Source organism: Clostridium tepidiprofundi DSM 19306, from assembly GCF_001594005.1.
Classification (GTDB): Bacteria; Bacillota; Clostridia; order Clostridiales; family Clostridiaceae; genus Clostridium_AC; species Clostridium_AC tepidiprofundi.
In genome coordinates, this window is sequence record NZ_LTBA01000017.1 from 1 (window position 1) to 21,073 (window position 21,073).

Genomic DNA, 21,073 nt, shown 5'->3' on the forward strand with positions numbered 1-21,073 from the left:
ATTGCCTAAGTACACCTAGTAGGAAAGGCTTAGGTGATTAAAATATTTTGAGGAATGGGTAACTCCCATAATCTTGTAGGACTCTATTGGGATAATTGAACAATAGTGGCAAGACGAGATTTAGCAATGCTATCCTAGTGGTTGAATCCTGTGATACCACCATCTTATTAGTCCGATAAGGTGAAAAATTTAGACAGGTAAGATTGTCTAAATTTTAGAAACCAGGTGATAGTGATGCCTTTTACTTTATCTCATCCAGCAGCGATTATTCCAATTAAGAAAAAGTGGAGTAGGTATTTTAGTTTAACAGCATTGATTTTAGGAAGTATGGCACCTGATTTTGAATATTTTTTGCGATTTAGACCAATGGGAATTGTGGGACATACATTTTGGGGATTTTTATATTTGAATTTACCACTATGCTTATTATTAGCATATTTATTTCATTATGTTATAAAAAAACCACTAGTAATGTGTTTGCCGCATCCTATGGATAATTGGTATAGATATCTAATAGAAAAAAGATGGGAAATAAAATCACTTAAAGAATTTTTGATTTTTGTTTATTCTGCACTGCTTGGTATGTTTACACATGTTTTTTGGGATGGATTTACGCATAGTACAGGAATGTTTGTTAGGATTATTCCTTCATTGTCGAATAATATAAATTTTTATAGGTATAGTATTCCAGTGTATAAATTACTTCAACATGGGAGTACGTTATTAGGGTTAATTGTTATATTGATATTTTTATTTAAAATTAGGAATAGAAATGTTATGTATAGTAATAAAATGCCTTCTAGCATAAAGATTATATATTTTGCAGTTATATTTTTGATGCTCATAAGTTTGGTTTTATACAAAATGAATGGAATAGAGGGAGTTAGCAAAGGTAATATCGGTATTTTTGTTGTTACTGTTGTAGATGGATTATTTATTGGCATTATGACAGCGTCAGCTATTGTTTGTAGTGCTACTGGGAAGTAGGGGCTAGGGATTAAAACAAGGTTTTAGGTACCAGGTACTAGGGGTTAGGTACTAGGAAAGAGGTACTAGGTGTTAGGAGGAAAACAAGTTTGCTAGATGGCTAGACGCCTAGTATGCTAGTATAGATTTATAACTTGATTACTATATACTTACAACCAGATTTTTAAATTCCTAGTACCTTCATTGTTCTCCTAGTACCTACTAGAACTCTTATTTTGTAGAAATTGCGTAGCAATTTCTACCTTTACTAATCTCTATTCCCTATTCATTATTCTTTATTTAAAGTTTGCTATTCACTAGTTAAGGTTTTCTGAATATATAGTTTGTTTTATTTCATGTATGAATTCAAGTACAGCTTCTTTTTTGGTTGCCCAGGAAGTAACAAGTCTAATAGCAGATCTAGTATTATCTATTTTTTCCCAAACATGAAAATCGAATTTTTTTTCTAGTTTTTCAATTTGTTTGTTTTCTAGAATAGGAAAAATTTGATTTGTTGGTGAGTTTATCAAAAATTCACAACCAACTTCTTCTAATCCTTTAGTTAAAAGATTTGCCATTTCGTTGGCGTGAGTTGCGAGTTTAAAATAAAGGTTATCCTCAAATAATTCTTCAAATTGTATTCCTAAAAGTCTTCCCTTGGCAAGGAGTCCTCCTTTTTGTTTTATTAGGTATCTAAAGTCTTTTTTTAAATTTTCATTTTTTATTATTAAAGCTTCACCAAGAAGAGCTCCATTTTTAGTTCCACCAATAGAAAATGCATCTGTAAAATTACACATATTTGATAATGTTAAATTTGAATCTTTAACACACATAGCAGAACCTAGTCTTGCACCATCTGAATATAAAATAAGATCATTAGATTTACAAAATTCACTTAAAACTTTAAGTTCTTCTTTTGTATATATTGTACCTAGTTCTGTTGAATTAGAAATATATACAAGTTTAGGTTTTACAAGATGTTCATTTGTATGAAACTCTAATACTTCTTGTATTTTTTCAACTGTCACCTTACCATCATTTGAATCTACTGTAATTATTTTGTGACCAGTATACTCAATTGCACCAGTTTCATGAATTGCAATATGTCCTGTATTAGCAGATATACATGCTTCATGAGGTTTCAAGAAAGCACTAATTGCGATTAAATTTGTTTGTGTTCCTCCTGATATAAAGTGAACATCAATATTTTCATTTCCTATAAGCTTTTTTATTTTAGAAATTGCATTTTGAGAGTGTACGTCATTTCCATATCCTTCTTCTTGCTCCATATTTGATTCTATTAAAGCATTTAAGATTTTTGGATGAGCACCTTCACTATAGTCATTTTTAAAACTGTACATTAGTATTTTCCCCCTTTTTGCCAAATGTTTTTGCTATTAAATTGGCTATTGGTGTATATTTTTCTGATTCTTTATTAATATGAATCAACAGATCACTTCCTCTAAGATATAAAATATTATACATAAAATTTGATAATATATAAAAAATATATAAAATCAACGAAAAATGAGTTTATATACATATAATTATATAAAAATATATGAAAGTCAAATTTATTTATAAAAAATATATAAAGATTAATAACTTAATTGAAGATTTTTACTGGGATATAGATACTAAAGTTCTGAATATATTGACAAACTTGTTGACAAGAAATTTTAATTATAATATAATTAATGAAAATTAGATTTAGTATTGTTATTGAATATTTTGTGTTTTTATGGAGATAATTTATATATTAGAATGTGTTATAGTGTTAAAAGGCGTTGATTAGGAAGAGTAGTTAATCTATAAGCTTTCAGAGAGTGAGGTATGGTGGAATCTCACAGTAGAGGATTAATGAAAATCACCTATGAGCTGAGAACTGAAAGCATGTGTTGTGAGTAAGTTTATACGTAATTCTGCGTTAAAGAATAGAGCATTATACAGTTGACTATTGGCAATTTATGTTAGACGGCTATAATTGAAATTTTAGTTGTGCATTGGCAATTGTTAATTTAAGTGTTTGTGCTTGAAATTTTGTTACCATAGGTGGTATAGCGGATTTAACTTCGTCCTATTTTGGGCGAAGTTTTTTGAGTTTCATCAAAAATTTGGCATGTGAACTTGAATTGCTTGTTTTTGAAGTAGCTGATGAAACATAAAGTGAGTAGAGTAAATTTTGAAATATAAAAATAAACATTTAAGAAAGGAGAAAGCAAATGTATAAAAAGGTTGATAATTCTAAAAGCTTTGTCGATAGAGAAAAAGAAATAGCTAAGCTTTGGAATGATAAGGATATTATACAAAAGAACTTTGATTTAAATGAAGATGGTGAATACTTTACATTCTACGATGGACCTCCAACTGCAAATGGTAAACCTCATGTAGGACACGTACTTACAAGAGTTATGAAGGACTTAATTCCAAGATATAAGGTTATGAAGGGATATAAGGTTTTAAGAAAAGCTGGTTGGGATACTCATGGATTACCTGTCGAATTAGAAATCGAAAAAAAATTAGGAATATCAGGTAAGGAACAAATAGAAGATTATGGTGTGAAACCGTTTATTATTGAATGTAAAAGCAGTGTATTTAAATATACAAACATGTGGAAAGACATGTCTGAAAAATTAGGGTTTTGGGTTGATATGGATAATCCATATGTTACTTATCACGATGATTATATTGAGTCTGTTTGGTGGGCACTTAAGACAATGTGGGATAAGGAATTACTATTTAAAGGACATAAGATTATGCCATATTGCCCAAGATGTGGAACAGCACTTTCTTCACATGAGGTTGCACAAGGATATAAAGATGTAAAAGAAGCAACAGCTTTTGTAAAATTCAAGGTTGCTCAAGAAGATAAATACATACTTGCATGGACAACTACACCTTGGACATTACCGAGTAACACGGCTTTAGCGGTTAATAAGGCTTATGATTATGTAGAAGTAATCAATAATGAAGAACATTTAATACTTGCAAAAGAACTATTAAATGTTTTAGATGGTGAGTATGAAATAGTAGATGAGTTTAAGGGTGAAAAGCTTCTCGGAATGGAATATGAGCAACTATTACCATTCTATAAGCCAGAAAAGAAAGCATTTTATGTTGTTCATGGTGATTTTGTAACTCTTACAGATGGTACTGGAATAGTACACATAGCACCTGCATATGGTGAAGATGATAATAGATTAGGTAAAAAGTATGATTTACCACTAATTAATTTGGTAGATAGAGAAGGAAAATTTGTTGACTGTGTAGAGCCATGGAAGGGTATGTTTGTTAAAAAAGCTGATCCTAAGATACTGGAATACATGAAAGAAAAAGGAATTTTATATAAATCAGAAAAATTTACTCACTCATATCCACATTGTTGGAGATGTGATACTCCGCTTTTATATTATCCAAAAGACAGTTGGTTTGTTAAGACTACTGCTATTAAAGAAAGATTAATAGAAAACAATAATAAAATAAACTGGCTTCCTGATAACATAAGAACTGGAAGAATGGGTAAATTCCTTGAAAACAATATAGATTGGGGTATAAGTAGAGATAGATATTGGGGTACACCACTTCCTATTTGGGAATGTGAATGTGGTCATAGAGAATGTATAGGAAGCAGAGAAGAATTAAGAGAAAAAGGTATCGATGTACCTGAAAATGTTGAACTTCACAAGCCATATATTGACAAAGTGCAATTGAAATGTCCAAAATGTGGTAAGCCTATGAAAAGAACAAAAGAAGTTATTGACTGTTGGTTTGATTCAGGTTCAATGCCATTTGCTCAGTATCATTATCCATTTGAGAATAAAGAAATATTTGAGCAAAATTTCCCAGCACAATTTATATCTGAGGCAGTTGATCAAACAAGAGGTTGGTTTTATACATTGCTTGCGATTTCTACAGCATTATTTGATAAAGCACCTTTTGAGAACTGTATAGTATTAGGTCATGTACTTGATGGAAAAGGTATAAAGATGTCTAAGCATAAAGGTAATGTTGTAGATCCATTTGATGTGTTAGAATCACAGGGAGCAGATGCTACAAGATGGCATTTCTATACTGCAAGTGCTCCATGGCTTCCAACAAGATTTTCTATAGATGATGTTGCAGAAGCACAAAGAAAATTCTTAAGCACTCTTTGGAATGTATATTCATTCTATGTTCTTTATGCAGAAATAGATAAGTTTGATCCAACAAAATATGAAGATTTTGTTTCTGAAAATGTGATGGATAAATGGATAATGTCAAGATTGAACTCATTAATAAAGAATGTAGAGGAACATCTTGATAACTATAAAATAACTCAAGCTGCACTTGCTTTAGACGAATTTGTTGATGAACTATCAAATTGGTATGTAAGAAGAAATAGAGCAAGATATTGGTCAGAAGAATTAACTGATGATAAAATAGGTGCATATATGACACTTTATAGAGTGCTTGTAACATTCTCTAAAATAGCAGCACCATTTATACCATTTATTACAGAAGAAATGTATCAAAACCTTGTTGTTAATATAGATAAAAATGCAAAAGAAAGCATTCATTTGTGTAAATGGCCAGAATACAATGCTGACTTAGTAAATGAAGAACTTGAAAAAGAAATGAACATTGCTTACAAAGTTGTTAAGCTTGGTAGAGCAGCTAGAAATGGAGCAAATATTAAAAATAGACAGCCGCTTTCAAAAATGCTTTTGTCAACTGAAGTTCTTCCACAATACTATGGCGATATAATTAAAGATGAGCTTAATATTAAAGAGGTTGAATTAGGTGCTGATATTTCTAAATATGTTAATTTTGAAATTAAACCTAATCTTCCTGTACTTGGTAGGAGTTATGGAAAATTAATACCTAAGATTAGAAAAGAGATTTCATCTATGAATCAGATGGAATTAGCTCAAACAGTTAAAAATGGTGGAGAAGTTACTATAAATGTTGATGGAACAGATATAGTTCTTAATGGCGAAAACCTACTTGTTACAATGCAAGGACTTGAGGGGTTTGCATTTGCAGGTGAAGGAGATATTGGTGTAGTGCTTGATACCACAATAACTGAAGAATTAAGAGAAGAAGGACATATTAGAGAGATATTGAGCAAAATTCAAAATATGAGAAAAGATAGTGGATTTGAAGTAGCAGATAAGATAAATCTTTATGTGTCTGGCAATGATATGCTTGAAAGCATTATTAAAAAATTCGAAGATACAATAAAAAAGGAAACATTATCAGAAGTAGTAATTTATAATGAAGTTAAGGAATATAAAGAAGTAAAAATCAATGGTGAAATTCTTAAAATTGCTGTTGAAGTTATAAAATAAGAAAAATTGTTTTGTATTATATGCACAGTAGTCTGCTTTGTGGCAGTTGGGCTACTGTGCATTTTTTAGAAATTATTTGAAATGCAATATGTAATTGTTATAGTTCTATGGTATAATAAATTATATTTAATTTTTATAAAAATATTTTACATAGTATGAAAGATTATATTATATATAGGAGAGATTAGTATGTTTGGGTGGAAAAATAAGTATAAAAATGAATGCAACCAAAACACATTAAATGTTTCACAGAATGAAGAATTAAAAGTTAAACAACCGGACATTAAAGAAAGAGAATTTCAATTGCTTATTCATAATCAAGAACCTATAATAAATAATTTGATGAAAAAAATAGAGGAGACAGATTTTATAACTTTGAATCTTATTAATTCTATTGATAATATGGCAAGGTATGCAGAAGTGCAAATGAAGTCAATAGAAAGAGTTGCTTCTGAAATAAATAATTACTCAGCTATGGCAGAGGAAGTGTATGCTAATACAACAAATTCTCAACAGGTAGTAGAGGATACACTCATGACTGCCCAAAATGGAAGCAAAGCAGTAAACAATTCTATTAATGCAATGAATATAATAGCTGAATCTGTTAATAACATAAAAAATGTTGTATATACTTTAAAAGACAAAGCTGAAAATATAAATAAGATGTTGGATATAATAAGAGACATTTCAAAACAGACTAATCTTTTAGCTCTTAATGCATCTATTGAAGCTGCTAGAGCTGGTGAAGCAGGAAGAGGTTTTTCTGTAGTCGCTGATGAAGTTAAGAAGCTTGCACAAAAAAGTGAATTAGCAGCAGGAGAGATTTATCAAGTAATTCAAGAAATGAATAGCAGCATAAAGGAAACTGTTTTAGTTATGGATAAAAGCATTGATAATGTAAATGAAGGCATGAAGATAGCAGATGAAACAAAAAAGTCGTTTGATCAAATTATTGATGCTGTAAATGAAACGACTGAAATTATTAATACGATAAGCAATGTTACAACAGAGCAGACAGAAGGGTTAAAAGAAGTAATAGCTTCAACAGAGGAAATGAATGATATTTCAGAAAAAACAATGTCTATGTTGGAGATATCTTCTTTAAACACATCGTATACAAAAACATCAATTGCTATGCTATCTAAAATAGTGGATAATTTAAAAAAGAATGGTAAAGCCATTTTAGATAGGATTAAGAGCGATACAACTACTCAATATACATTAAGAACTTGTTTAGGGGGTATGCCTACGGTATTTGATCCTATAATGAGTTATGATGTTCTTACTAGTAAAATTTTGCTTAATGTTCATGCGGGATTGCTGATTACTGGGACTGCTACAGATATACACCCAGGACTTGCAAAAAGTTGGCATGTAGAGGAAGACAATTTAACATGGATATTTAACTTAAGACAAGGTGCAAAATTTCATAATGGTAAAGATATTACGAGCGATGACGTTATATATTCATTTAAGAGATTGCTAGATCCTAAATTAAAGTCACCAAATGCATGGTTTTTATTTCCAATAGAGGGCGCGGAAGAATATTATAATGGCAGTGTATATAGTATTTCTGGTATCAGAAAAATAAATGAATACAGATTAGCGATTAAACTTAAAATGCCTTACAGTGGATTTTTATTGAATTTAGCACAGAGTTGTTGTGCTGTAATTGATATAGATGATGTTGAAAAAGGTAAATTTACAGGGTGTGGTCCATATAAATTAAGTAATATAGAGGAAAATATGTGTGTTTTAGAGGCTAATAGACATTATTTTGGTGGTGTTCCATATATAGAAAGAGTTGAAGTTACTTTCAAAGATACAGATTTTATTGATAAATTTCATAAAGGTGAATATGATTTTATTTTAGTTAACAATAATGAAACCAAAGAAAAATTGATTGAACTAGGTTATGGTGATAAAATGCAAATGAAAAGTACAATGACAACGATTTATGGTGTGTTTAATTTCGATAGAAATAGTATTTTTACAGATAATATTTATATGAGAAGAGCTTTAAATTATGCATTAGATAAAAAAAGAATAATAGATGAGGTAATGGGAGGAATGGCAGAAGAAGCTAAAGGAATATTTCCACCGGCAATATTGTATGATGATAATTTAAATAGTTATTCATATAATCCTCAAAAGGCAAAAGAGCTATTAAAAAAAGCAGTGTATTCTTCAGAGAGACTTGTTATTCAGGTAAAAGGCAGTGATGGAAAGAGTATGTTTGAAAAGGCTGCTACCATAATGAAAGAAAATTATGAAGCTGTTGGAATAGGTGTTGATATAAAAAATGTTGATCCAAAAGAATATTTATCACCTCAAATGATGAGAGAAAGTGATGTTATAATAACTGGTTGGATTGCAGATACAGGGGATCAGGCTAATTTTATAGAGCCATTAATTATGAAGGATTCAGCTGCTAACTATGGTCATTATTATAATAAAGAGGTTGTTGAATTAATTGGAGATGCAAAGACTATAATAAATCCAGAAAAAAAATCGAATATGTATAAAAAAGCTCATCAGATGATTGTTGATGATGCTCCTATGATTTTCTTGTTTCATCCTCAATCAGGATTTGCTTTGAATGATAGAATAAGTGGGGTTGAAATGGATCCATTCACAAAATTTAGATATGAAGATATAATGATTAAAAAAGTAAAATAAGCGGTGTTAACCGCTTTTTACTATGTCTGATTGTTAAGTGCTTTAGTAATGCATATTTTAGTAAAGCTTTGTGAAAAATGTTATTGAAATTGTTTATATAATATAGTATAGTAAGTACTGTGTGGATGTTTGTCGATATATAATATATTATGTAGATATATCGAAAAACTTGGAAAAGAAGGTGACAAGATGAGTTATAATCAAGATGAAATATTGTGGTTGGTTTGGAAGAAAGATGACAAAACTTTTAAAGTTGGTGAGTTGCATAGAAGACATGGTAAATATTATTTTAAGTATGATGTCAAAGGGGTAGAAAAAGCTTCGGAATATAATTTTAGATTATTACCTTATTTGCCTAAGGTAGATGCGGAATATTTTAGAGAGGAGTTGTTTCGTTCTTTTGCGGAAAGAATTCCTAATAAAGAAAAAAGGAATATTGATGAAGTATTAAGACAGCATGGTGTAGAAGAGTATGATGAATTTGAATTGCTAAAGAAAACAGGTGGAAAGAGTGAACATGATAATCTTGAATTTGTTGTTCCAGATGAATTAAGTGATAATTTATAAGTTTCATTTTTTTTAGTTACTGTAAAGAAGTTGTTTCGCTATTGAGACAACTTCTTTTGTTGATTTGTCTTGTTAAATGAGAAAATTCTATAGAGTTTTAATTTGAAATCAGTAATGTTTGTTAATTATAAACAAGAGTTTTATAAATTTATAAAAAAATGTAGAAAGAAATCAACATATCTGATAGAATTGTTTAGTATTATTATTTTAGGTGGTGAGATGTATGGATAATAAACCCAAAGCTGTGCTTTTTATGATGTTATCGGCGTTTGCATTTGCAATGATGGGTGCAATGGTGAAATTATCAGGTAATATTCCTATTTTTGAGAAAGTTTTTTTTAGAAATCTTGTAAGTTTGGGAGTTGCATTTTTATTTATCAGAAAAAACAAGGTTAGCATGTTTGGCGATAGAAAAAATCAAAAATATTTAATAGCTAGATCGCTATTAGGATTATCAGGAGTAGTATTTTATTTTTATGCTATAAATAATTTATATCTTGCTGATTCTTCCATGCTTAATAAACTTTCACCTTTTTTTGTGACGCTATTTGCATTTGTTTTTCTTAATGAGAAACTTTCAAAGATTCAAATTCCTGCTTTAATTGTGGTGTTTATAGGAGCATTATTAGTTATAAAACCTCGATTTAGTTTTGCTATACTTCCAGCAGTTTCAGGTACAGTTTCAGCAGTATGTGCAGGAGCAGCATATACTCTTGTAAGATATTTAAAAAATAAAGAACATCCATCTACAATAGTATTTTATTTCTCATTAGTATCAGTAATAGGAGTACTTCCATTAATGCTATTTAACTTTAAATTACCAAACATGATGCAACTGATTTTTTTGTTATGCACAGGAATTTTTGCTGCAATTGGTCAGTTCTCGCTTACATTTGGATATAAATATGCTCCAGCATCAGAAGTATCAATATTTAATTATTTTAGTATTGTATTTTCAGCTGTAATTGGATTTTTTTTATGGGAAGAGATACCAGATGCTTTAAGTGTTTTTGGAGGAATACTTATTGTAACAGCTGCTATTATTACGTATTTATACAATAATAAATGGACAAGAATAGAGAAGTAGAAAAAAACAGATTTGAGTCCTGTTTAAAATGAAACTTAAATCTGTTTTTTTTAATGTTAAAATTGTTATATTAAATCATCTGGTTCATTAGCAAAAAAAGATGGATTTGGATGAACTGAAAAACCATAAAGTTCATTGTAAAGTTTCTTATTTTCGGCTTTCTTGTCTTTTATTTCTTCTACAGCATCTTTTAAAGCTTCTTCAGTAAGATATGTTTTGCCTATTTTACCAGGAATTTTATTTAGTAAGTTATCTTTTTCTTCAGGCTCAAAATAAGGTTCTTTGTACATAATGATTTTAATTTCTAAAATCAAATACAATATTAATTTTAGAAATTAATAGTCGCCTCCCTTTAACATTATTTATATGTTAATAGGTTGTGCGATTGCATAAAATATTATACAAAAATCACCTATGGTAGGTATCTAGTTAAAAAGTATCATACCATAGGTGAACTGTTTATATTATTACGCGTATAATTCCTCGTAAAGTTTTCTTAAAGGTTCGCATTCACGCATGATTTGAAGTGCTTCATCTGCATGTCCTTTAGTATATCCATTTCCCATCACCATGCTAATATCTTTACCAACACCTTCAGCTCCTAAAGTAGCTTTTGTAAAGTTAGTTGCCATACTAAAGAAGTAAGCAATTCCTTTATCCTTAGTAGCTAATATAGTTCCCATTTCTGAATTTGGTACGTTTAGGTTGTTTATTGTAACGTCTGCCATTTCACCATTAGTAACTTCACTGATTTTGTCCATTAATTCGCAAGCATTTGTACAATCAGCTTGAATATATACATCAGCAAGTTTTGCACCTTCTTCTTCAAGATTTTTTAATCTTTTTAAAGCTGTATCGCTGTATTCTACACATATAACTTTTCCACTTACACCTGCTCTTTTCTTTGCTTCATATAGGCATAACATTCCTGATTTTCCACCACCACCTAAAACAATTACAGTTTGTCCAGCTTGAACTAATCTTGCAGTTTGTGCTGGTGCACCAGCAACATCTAAGACTGAAAGTGCTAGATTTTCAGGAAGGTCGTTTGGGATTTTAGCATAAATACCACTTTGGAAAAGTATAGCCTTACCTTTTATATCAACTTGATCGATTTCAGGACGAATTTCTAATATTTCATCTATTCTGAGTGGAGTCAATGAAAGAGAAACTAAAGTTGCTATTTTATCTCCAACTTTTAAATCAATTTTCCCTTCTAATGCACAGCCAATCTTTTCAACACGACCTATCAACATTCCGCCAGAACCTGTAACAGGGTTCTTCATTTTCCCAGCTTTTTCAACTATACCTAAAATAATTTCTTTTATCTGTTCTATGTTTCCATCAGCTTGATTGTGAATTTGAGTAAAGCTTGCAGAGTCAATATTTAAAGTTTGAACATCGATTAATATTTCATTATCGTAGAGTTCCATATTATTATCGATAACATCGGCAGGCTGTGGAAGTACGCCCTTTGGTGATATAACTCTGTGAATTCCGTATGGATGACCTTTTTTCATATGTAATTCCTCCTCTATATAGTATAATTGGTGTTGTGATGATTTTTATGTTTTCAATATAAATATTATCAGCAAGAGTTGTGCCTAAAATTTATCAATGTTATAAATCTCCAAAAACATAAGGGATTCAAAACTTCTAATGCGATATTGTGTTTATATTATTATATTCTTATGCAATAACATTGAACCGAAATTGGTTCAATGTTATTGCAATAATGGTTCAAAGAACCATTATTGGTTCGGAAAAAGATTTGCACATAAAAGTTATTATATACTATAATAGTTTAAATTTGAAAATAAATTTGTTTTGCTAAAGCTAAATATATTATGTGAAAAGCTTCGATTTTCTACTTATATAGAAAAAGTATTATTGCAGAAGTTATAAATATTGAAAATATATTGGTTAAGATGTACAATATTATAAGTGTTGAAAGTGAGTTCGTTTTGCTAAATCAAAACATAAGGATTTTAGGTGAATATTCTACTCTACCTTAAGTAAAAAGCTTAAAACTCCCACTTATAGAAGTGGGAGTTTTATAGAATCGATGAGTTTATATAATTAAAAACTCATAATGTAATGTTCAAATATGATATTAATGCTTGAAAGGAGAATTTATGTGAATAAAAGAATTTTAGGGCTTATAAGACGTGAGTATGAAAGGGAAATGGACAAATCTAGAGATATTAAAGGTATAAGAAAATTTTTTGATATGAGTGAAAAAGGAGAATACACATTAGACGACCAAACATGGGAAGATTTGAATATGGATAGTGTATATAAAAAATTAGATAGAAATTATAGCAGTTTAGGAGAGGCTGCGTTGTATTCTATGTTAAGAAACCCATTGATGGATGAAGAAAAGTTAAAATACAGGAGTAGATTAATAGATTTATTTAAAAATGATAAAAAGTTAAGAGAGAGGCTTCTGTGCATATATTATAATTTGGGTAAAAATATTAAAAATAGTTTTTTGTATATGATGGAAAATGAATTAGAAGTAAATAGGTTAAAATATTATCTTTACACTTTTATAGGTAAAGTGATACCTTCTATAATAATACTTTTATCAATATTTGTGGATAAAAAAATAATTTTAGGTTTGCTTGCTTTAAGTGGGTTGAATATGATTATAAGCAATCATGAACAAAGTAATATTAAATCAAATGGAATTTGCTATTTGAGAAATATTATAATAGCTGCAAAAAAGATAGCTAGTATAAAAAATGAGGGTGTTTCTAGTTATACTGATAAAATAAGTTCTATACTAAAAAAGATAAGAGATATCGACAGAAGTACGAGATTGATTGTAATTACAAATGTTTGGGGAGGATTATTTGAAATTATTGCATTTATTTTTCTTTTAGAAGAAAGTGCATATTATGCTGTGTCGAGTAAATTGAAAGACAAAAAGCAGTATGTTATGGAACTCTATTATATAGTTGGTGAATTGGAAGCATTAATATCAATTGCGGGTTATCAACACAATTTAAAAAATAAGTACATAAGACCTAAATTTAAAAATAAAACTTCATTGAGTATTAAAGAAGGAATACATCCTCTAATAGAAAATGCTGTACCTAACTCTATTACTATAAATAATAAGGGCATAGTTCTTACAGGAACAAATATGTCAGGTAAATCCACATTTTTAAAGATGTTAGGAGTAAATATAGTTTTAGCTCAAACATTTTACTTTGTTTTAGCTAAAGACTATGAAGCGAGTTTTTTAAACATAGTTACATCAATCAGTCCTAATGACGATTTAGTGAAAGGAAAGAGTTATTATATGGCAGAGGCTGAATCAATACTAAGAATATTTGATGCTATAAAAAAGGATATACCTGTTTTCTGTTCCATAGATGAGATATTTAGGGGTACTAATCCTGTAGAAAGGATTGCATTATCAGCAGAAATATTAAAGTATTTGAATAATGAAAATTCAATTCCTATAGTAACAACACATGATAGAGAACTAGCTGATATTTTAAAAGATGACTATGAGTTTTATTATTTTAGCGAAGATGTTGATAATGATAAAGGTTTAAGTTTTGATTATAAGCTTAAAAAAGGAATTTCTCAAACTAGAAATGCAATTAGACTTCTAGAGTATATTAATTATCCAAAAACAATAATAGAAAATGCCTATAAAAGGACAGAATAAAAAAACACCCCAGGGGCGGAAAATTTTTCCGCCCCTGGGGTGTTTTTTATAGATTATACTTTTTAAGTCTTCTTACTAGTGTTGTTTGACTCATCTTTAGTGCCTTTGCTATTTGTCTTGTTGTTTTATACTTTTCTTTAGCTATCTTTAATATTTCATATTCCTTTTCATCTAGAATTTCTTGTAATGAACGATTGTCAATTTCAAATGAAGTATGTTCAACCAAAGGAATATATTCATCGTGTAAATATTTGGTTATATCTACTATTGTAATTATATTGTTATCTGTACTTATTAATAATCGCTGTATTACGTTTTCTAGTTCGCGTATATTACCAGGCCATGAGTATTCTGTAAGATATTCTAATGCAACTTTATCTATGCTTTTATTAAGATTAAATTTTTTATTGTATTTATTTATGAAATGTTTAGTTAGGGGAATAATATCTTCTTTTCTATTGCGAAGAGGAGGAATTTCTATAGGAAAAACATTTAGCCTATAATATAGATCCTCTCTAAATTTACCTTCTTTAACCATATCATATAAATTTCTGTTGGTTGCAGCGATTATTCTAACATCGATATGAATAGGGGTTATGCCACCAACTCTATAAATTTCCTTTTCCTGTATCGCTCTTAAAAGCTTAACTTGTAAGTCTAAAGGAAGTTCACCTATTTCATCTAAAAATAGAGTGCCTTTGTCCGCTATTTCAAAAAATCCTATTTTGCCTTTTTTATCTGCACCTGTAAAAGCACCTTTTTCATAACCAAAAAGTTCTGCTTCAAGAAGATTTTTAGGTATTGAACCGCAATTTATTTTTATAGAAGGTTTATAGTTTCTGTCACTAGATTTATGGATAGCCGTTGCAATTATTTCTTTGCCTACACCAGATTCACCAGTGATTAGAACGGTGCAATTATAGTTGGCGACTTTAAAAGCGGTGTGTAAAACCTTTTTTATTTCATAACTTTCAAATACATATTCTTCAAGATTTATATCTTTTAAAATGTTTGATTCAAAAGTTGGATTTGAAGCTAGTTTATTGTTATTAAATTCATCATAATAACGTTTCTCAAGTCTTCTATTTAAAAGTTCAATTAGGTCACTATTTTCTTCTAATAATTTTATTGTGAAATTAGCATGTCCTTCAGTATAACCTTTATATGCTATAATGTTAATATCTTTGGCTATTCCTTCTGCAGAAAGACACATTGTTTTGTAATTACTACCAAGGCTTGCTAGATATATTGTGCCACATTCTTTTGTACATAATAAACTCAACATTTCAGTTCCTGAAAAGTTTATGCAATTTAATGTTAAGTCAAATTCATGCTCTTTTTTAATAATTTTTTCATAGCTTTCCAAAGGTTTTAATGTATCATAATAGTATATGTTATCGAAAATATTGTTTAGTTTTTTAGTAAAAAAGTCTATTTCTTTTGAACTATTAATACCTATTATACGACCGTTATATCCAATTTTTTTTCTAGCTGCATAAGCACACATAAGACCTATTTTAGATGATGCACCCATTATCAAAATATTATATCCAGGTTTAGCTAAATTAAAGCTTTGAATAGGAGCACCTGCTTCATCTAAAACAGCCATAACAAGCTTTAAAGGTAAATTATTTGGAATTTTTATCAAAGGTGAATTTGGAAACAAAATAGCTTTACCCTGTATTTTTAGTTGACATGAATGGCAGTCAATGCTAATTATATTTTCAATTAATAAGGGTGTTAATGTAAGAGAAGCCAAGCTAATTATTTTGTCGCCTTTATGTAGTTTGTATTTATTTTTATAGTTTTTACCTATTTGCAATATGTTTCCACAGAGTATTCCACCTGTTCCTGTAATAGGATTGTGAAGTTTGCCACGCATGTTTACTATTTCCATGATTTTTTCTGACATTTTATTTTTATTTCCATCACATTCGACATAAATTTGCATAAAACTATCAGAATCTATGTTAAGGAGAAAAACATCAATTAGTATTTCGTTTTCATAAATGTTTGGTGTATTATCAAGTTTCCAAGTTGAATCTGGAAATGAATGAATCGAATCAAGACAGCGATGATTTCCATATTGATAATAGTGGCTCATTTGTTACCTCCAATAGTTTGTATTTTCATTGTTATAGTTTTTATATTTATATTTATATTCACTAACATAATTACTGATATAATTATATCACATATAATGAATTTGATTATTTTATTTAATAATGATAAAATATGTTTATAATTCATGTGGTATTATATATTTACACTAATAGAACTTTATACATAAATATAATTTAATTATAAATATAATTTAATTAATTTTTTTATAATAAATGGCGAAAAATGTCGTATGAGGTGTGGTGCATGGGTGAAAGTAATAAAAAAATAATTATTTTTTTAATAATTATTTTACCCCTCTTTTCACAATTTAATATTATTAATGTATTTGCTACAGATATGGTTTTGGAGAAGAAAGTACTTATATTAAATTCATATGATCATGGTTTTAAATGGTCTAATGATGTTTCACTTGGAGTAAAGAGTGTGTTAAATAAGGCATTTAAAAGAGTAAATATAATAGAAGAGTATATGGATACAAATAGATATAATAATGAGTTATATTACGAAAAATTATATGAGCTTTATAAATATAAGTATAGCAATAAAAAATTCGATGTTGTAATTGTAATTGGTAATAATGCATATAATTTTGCTAATAAATACTATAAAAGCTTGTTTTCTGCCACACCGGTGGTTTTCTGCGGGGTAGAACAAAATAATTTCGTAAATGTAAAAGATAGGAGTGTTTTTACTGGTGTAATAGAAAAGGTTGATATTAAGGATACTATAGATACAATTTTGAAACTTCATGAATATGTGAGATACATAAATTTTATTGTTGATAAAACTCACAATAATGATAAGAATATAGAGACAATTAATCATTTGAAAAACTATTATTCAGATATTGAATTTAGGATTATAGAGTCATCTACCATTAGAGATACGTTATCTAAAGTTAAAAATTTATCAAAGTATGATGTAGCATTTATATTTCCAGTTTTTATGGAGGATGAAAATGAATATGATGGCATGCTCAATGGAATTAATCAAATTTCTAAGCAATGTCCAGTACCTATTTATAGTGCGTGGGCAGATTATATAAATAGAGGTATTATCGGAGGAAAATTGATTTATGGATTTTATCATGGAACTGTTGCTGGGCAAATGGCTGAAAAAATACTCAAAGGTGTGCACCCATCTGATATAGATGTTTTGGATAAAAGTTATTCAAAATATGTGTTTGATTACAATCAGCTTCATAAATTTGGTATAGATGAACTAAGACTTCCAAAAGGAAGTTGCATAATAAATATACCATCAATAAAATATTCTATTTCTAAAAAAATAGTAAAAAATGCAGCTGCTATTTTTATTATTTTTCTTACATCAATAATAATATTTCTAGTTAGCAATATTAAAATGAGAAAAATAGCAGAAAATGCTTTAAGAGCGAGTGAAAAAAGATTGAGAATTCTTATGAATACTTCTCCAGATATAATTTGTTTTAGGGATGATAATGGTAGATGGCTTGAGGTTAATAAAGCATTATTAAAGTTATTTGATTTAAGAGAAGAAGAATGGCAAAAAAAGACTAGTGCTGAATTGGATAAATTCGATAAATATTTATTACCCAATATAAATGACAAGATAATTTGGGAAAATGCTAGAGGCATAAGATATGAAAAAGAAATTTTTGATGGTACCGGAGAAAAATTAGTGTTTGATATTTACAAGATACCTATATTCTATGAGAATGATAGTAAGAAGGCAATTGTAACTGTTGGACATGATATTACATATTTAAAGAGAAATCAAGAATTAAAGGAAAAGGCGGAGCAAAGATTAAGAATTCTTTCTGAGATGAAAGAATATGATAACTTGAGAAAAGAATTTTTTGCAAATATTTCTCATGAACTTAGAACTCCTATAAACATAATAGTAAGTTCACTTCAATATATTGATTTTTTACAAAGAAACGATTTATTATTTACCTATAAGGAAAAAGTTATAAAATACAAGGGTATTATGATGCAGAATTGCTATAGATTACTTAAACTCATAAATAATCTTATAGACATTACAAAAATTGATTCTGGATATTTTAAGCTCAATTTAAAAAATCATGATATTATAAGCTTGGTAGAAAGCATAACATTATCAGTAGTAGAATATGCAGAAAGCAAAGACATTGAGCTTATTTTCGATACGAATGTGGAAGAGAAGATAATTGCATGTGATTCGGAAAAAATTGAAAGAATAATGCTTAATTTATTATCGAATGCAATTAAGTTTACAAGGAAAAACGGGAATATACTAGTTTCTGTAAGTGATAAAACAGATTATGTATTAATATCGGTTAAGGATACTGGAATTGGCATACCTGATGATAAGCAACAATATATTTTTAAAAGGTTTGCACAGGTTGATGGTACACACTCTATAAATAAAAATGGAAGTGGAATAGGACTTTCTTTAGTAAAAGCATTAGTAGAGATGCATGAGGGTAATATATCAGTAAAAAGTGAGTATAAAAAGGGAAGTGAGTTTATAATTGAGCTTCCAGCTAAGATTATTGAAGGCGGTACTGTAAAAGTTGAAAATGTTTATTCTGCGAATAAAAGCAACAATGATAATATTACAGTAGAATTTTCAGATATCAATATAACAGATAATTAAAAATAGGCTACTCGTTTTGATGAGCAGTCTATTTTTAGAGTTAATTAATAGTGAGTGATTGAAGCTTTTACCTTAGAAAAACGAAGCTATTCTTTTTTACCTTTATCATGAATGTATCCATGGCACTCAATAACAGGAAGTACAAATAAAAATCCTATTCCTTTTTTACTATCGAGTTCTAATTCTTCATTGATTAAATCTATAATTTTTCTTAATTTTTCTTCCTTTTGTATTACGCTCATTATGGTTTTATTGTAAGGAGTGTTTCCTTCTACAAGTTTTCTTATACCAGCAAAAACTGAAACATCTATGTGATGTTCAAGAAGAATTTTACCTAGTCCCTGGCTATCTACACTTGTTGCTCCACACCTATTTTCATAAAATATTTCTTGTATTTTATCCAATTTGTCAATGTCATTTAATATTAAAAATAAAGCATACATTTTAAGATATCCTCCTTAAAATTAAAGATTTGCTTCTCCTGCTTTTATTATAGCATTTTTTGTGAAAACTGGACCAATTATTTCTGTAATAATTGTTGTTGCAAGAAGGATTGTAATTACTATCGAACCTAAATCGCTATTAGCGAATTCTCTACTTACAAGTATGGCAAGACCAACAGCAACACCCACCTGTGAGAAGAGACCAAAGCCTATATATTTTTTAACTACAACAGGTGATTTTGCAACAATAGCTCCAAATGATGCTCCTGTTACTTTGCCTAGAATTCTAAATACAAAATATGCTATGCCGATAATTCCTAATTTAGGTAGTAATGATATATCAAGCCTAGAACCAGCAAGTATGAAAAATGATGCAATAACTGGGGATGAAAAATCCTCAATATACTTGAATGCTTTAGTACGATTCGATGATACATTTGCTACCATAACACCAAGTGACATTGCAGAGAGTAATGGTGAAAGACTGAACTTCATTGTTATACCAGTTAAAAGCAAAAGAGTACCGATCGTAAATGGAAGCATTTCTTCTTTTCTATTGCTTATTCTAATTAAGTAGCATAATAATATACCCATAGATAAGCCTAAAGCGATTGATAATATGATTTCTAAAATAGGATGAACAACAACTCTATACATAGTTAGTGGTTCATGTTTAATAAACACTTTTGCTATTGATGATGCAACAGAGTAAATCATTAAACATATAGCATCATCTACAGCTACAACTCCTAACAATGTACTAGTTAATGGTCCTTTTGCGTTATATTCTTTTAAAACCATAACTGTTGCTGCTGGAGCTGTTGCAGAAGCTACTGCCCCAAGAATTAATGCTGTTGAAATTGGTTGGTGTAATAAAAGCATACTTGCAGTAACTAAAACAAATGCTCCCAATGCTTCAAAAGTAGCAATTGTGAAAATAGATTTACCTAGTTTTTTTATTACAGATACCTCAAGTTCACTTCCAATATTAAAAGCTATGATTCCTAATGCAAAATCACCTATGAAAGCTAGCTTGTCTATAATTGCACCATTTTCAATGTTGAAACCTGATTTCCCGAGTATCAGACCTGCAATAATGTAGCCTGCTACAGCCGGAACTTTAAACTTATTCATTATTTTACCAAAAATAATACCTGTTATAATTGCGATTCCCAAACACATGAAGGGATTCATAATCTGCTCACCTCTTTTTATAATGTAATAAAATACAGCATAACTATAATGATAGTACTATTGATTTGATATGTAAAATTGAATTTGAATACTTTATAACGTATATTTTCGTATATTCATTAATAAACCGTTAAAAATATAAATAAACGTTACAATTACTAAAAATATTTAGCAATTGCTTTTAATTAGTATCTAATGGAAAATATTACACGTTAAAGCTTTCTTTAAAAACTATTGTACAAAAATAAAAAGTATGATACACTATGCTGTGAAATGCGAAAACTGAATAAGACAGTTCGAAACCATCCTGTCTATAAACAAAACTAGGATATATCTACCATGGTAGGTAGTTTTTGTTTATAAGGGCAGTTATGCCCTTTTTTGT

13 protein-coding genes and 1 other annotated feature are annotated in these 21,073 nt (G+C 29.2%); of the genes, 7 read left to right on the forward strand and 6 right to left on the reverse strand.

The genetic code is table 11. The annotated features are described in order from the left end of the window. Nucleotides 1–234: 234 nt before the first annotated feature. The gene (locus CLTEP_RS07955) at nt 235–987 is read left to right on the forward strand and encodes a DUF4184 family protein (protein WP_066825154.1); all 753 of its coding nucleotides are present in this window, start codon (nt 235–237) and stop codon (nt 985–987) included. 296 nt (nt 988–1,283) lie between these two features. On the opposite strand, the gene CLTEP_RS07960 is transcribed toward CLTEP_RS07955, so the two are convergent. Then, nucleotides 1,284–2,327 (reverse strand): threonine aldolase family protein, encoded by a 1,044-nt coding sequence (locus tag CLTEP_RS07960; protein WP_066825157.1) that lies wholly within the window; start codon nt 2,325–2,327, stop codon nt 1,284–1,286. A gap of 417 nt (nt 2,328–2,744) precedes the next feature. After that, nucleotides 2,745–3,049 (forward strand) — a binding site (T-box leader). A gap of 139 nt (nt 3,050–3,188) precedes the next feature. Between CLTEP_RS07960 and ileS the strand changes: the two genes are divergently transcribed. From ileS to CLTEP_RS07980, 4 genes are all read left to right on the forward strand, one after another. Continuing rightward, on the forward strand, nt 3,189–6,293 hold the full coding sequence (gene ileS, locus CLTEP_RS07965; RefSeq protein ID WP_066825160.1) for an isoleucine--tRNA ligase: 3,105 nt from the start codon (nt 3,189–3,191) through the stop codon (nt 6,291–6,293). A gap of 189 nt (nt 6,294–6,482) precedes the next feature. Next, nucleotides 6,483–8,972, forward strand: a complete 2,490-nt coding sequence (locus CLTEP_RS07970; RefSeq protein WP_066825162.1) for an ABC transporter substrate-binding protein — start codon at nt 6,483–6,485, stop codon at nt 8,970–8,972. A gap of 189 nt (nt 8,973–9,161) precedes the next feature. Beyond that, nucleotides 9,162–9,539, forward strand: a complete 378-nt coding sequence (locus CLTEP_RS07975; RefSeq protein WP_066825165.1) for a HipA N-terminal domain-containing protein — start codon at nt 9,162–9,164, stop codon at nt 9,537–9,539. Nucleotides 9,540–9,762: 223 nt separating this feature from the next. After that, nucleotides 9,763–10,626, forward strand: coding sequence for a DMT family transporter (locus CLTEP_RS07980; protein ID WP_066825168.1), 864 nt, complete (start codon nt 9,763–9,765; stop codon nt 10,624–10,626). 65 nt (nt 10,627–10,691) lie between these two features. Here CLTEP_RS07980 and CLTEP_RS07985 read toward each other — a convergent pair whose 3' ends face one another. Together CLTEP_RS07985 and kdd are read right to left on the reverse strand one after the other, a co-directional pair. Continuing rightward, entirely contained in the window at nt 10,692–10,916 is a 225-nt protein-coding gene (locus tag CLTEP_RS07985) for a hypothetical protein (RefSeq protein ID WP_153016301.1), read from the reverse strand. Nucleotides 10,917–11,093: 177 nt separating this feature from the next. After that, entirely contained in the window at nt 11,094–12,146 is a 1,053-nt protein-coding gene (gene kdd / locus CLTEP_RS07990) for an L-erythro-3,5-diaminohexanoate dehydrogenase (RefSeq protein WP_066825179.1), read from the reverse strand. Nucleotides 12,147–12,763: 617 nt separating this feature from the next. Here kdd and CLTEP_RS07995 point away from each other — a divergent pair. Next, nucleotides 12,764–14,308, forward strand: coding sequence for a MutS-related protein (locus tag CLTEP_RS07995; RefSeq protein ID WP_066825182.1), 1,545 nt, complete (start codon nt 12,764–12,766; stop codon nt 14,306–14,308). 46 nt (nt 14,309–14,354) lie between these two features. On the opposite strand, the gene CLTEP_RS08000 is transcribed toward CLTEP_RS07995, so the two are convergent. Continuing rightward, a complete protein-coding gene (locus CLTEP_RS08000) occupies nt 14,355–16,412 on the reverse strand; it encodes a sigma 54-interacting transcriptional regulator (RefSeq protein ID WP_066825188.1) in 2,058 nt (685 codons plus the stop codon). A 263-nt stretch (nt 16,413–16,675) separates the two neighbouring features. Between CLTEP_RS08000 and CLTEP_RS08005 the strand changes: the two genes are divergently transcribed. Further along, nucleotides 16,676–19,051 (forward strand): ABC transporter substrate binding protein, encoded by a 2,376-nt coding sequence (locus tag CLTEP_RS08005; RefSeq protein WP_161938361.1) that lies wholly within the window; start codon nt 16,676–16,678, stop codon nt 19,049–19,051. A gap of 86 nt (nt 19,052–19,137) precedes the next feature. Here the strand turns inward: CLTEP_RS08005 and CLTEP_RS08010 are convergent, their stop codons facing one another. Further along, nucleotides 19,138–19,494 (reverse strand): hypothetical protein, encoded by a 357-nt coding sequence (locus CLTEP_RS08010; RefSeq protein WP_066825190.1) that lies wholly within the window; start codon nt 19,492–19,494, stop codon nt 19,138–19,140. Nucleotides 19,495–19,515: 21 nt separating this feature from the next. Next, complete coding sequence (locus CLTEP_RS08015; protein ID WP_066825192.1) at nt 19,516–20,688, reverse strand: cation:proton antiporter; 1,173 nt, start codon at nt 20,686–20,688, stop codon at nt 19,516–19,518. Between the last annotated feature and the right edge of the window lie 385 nt (nt 20,689–21,073).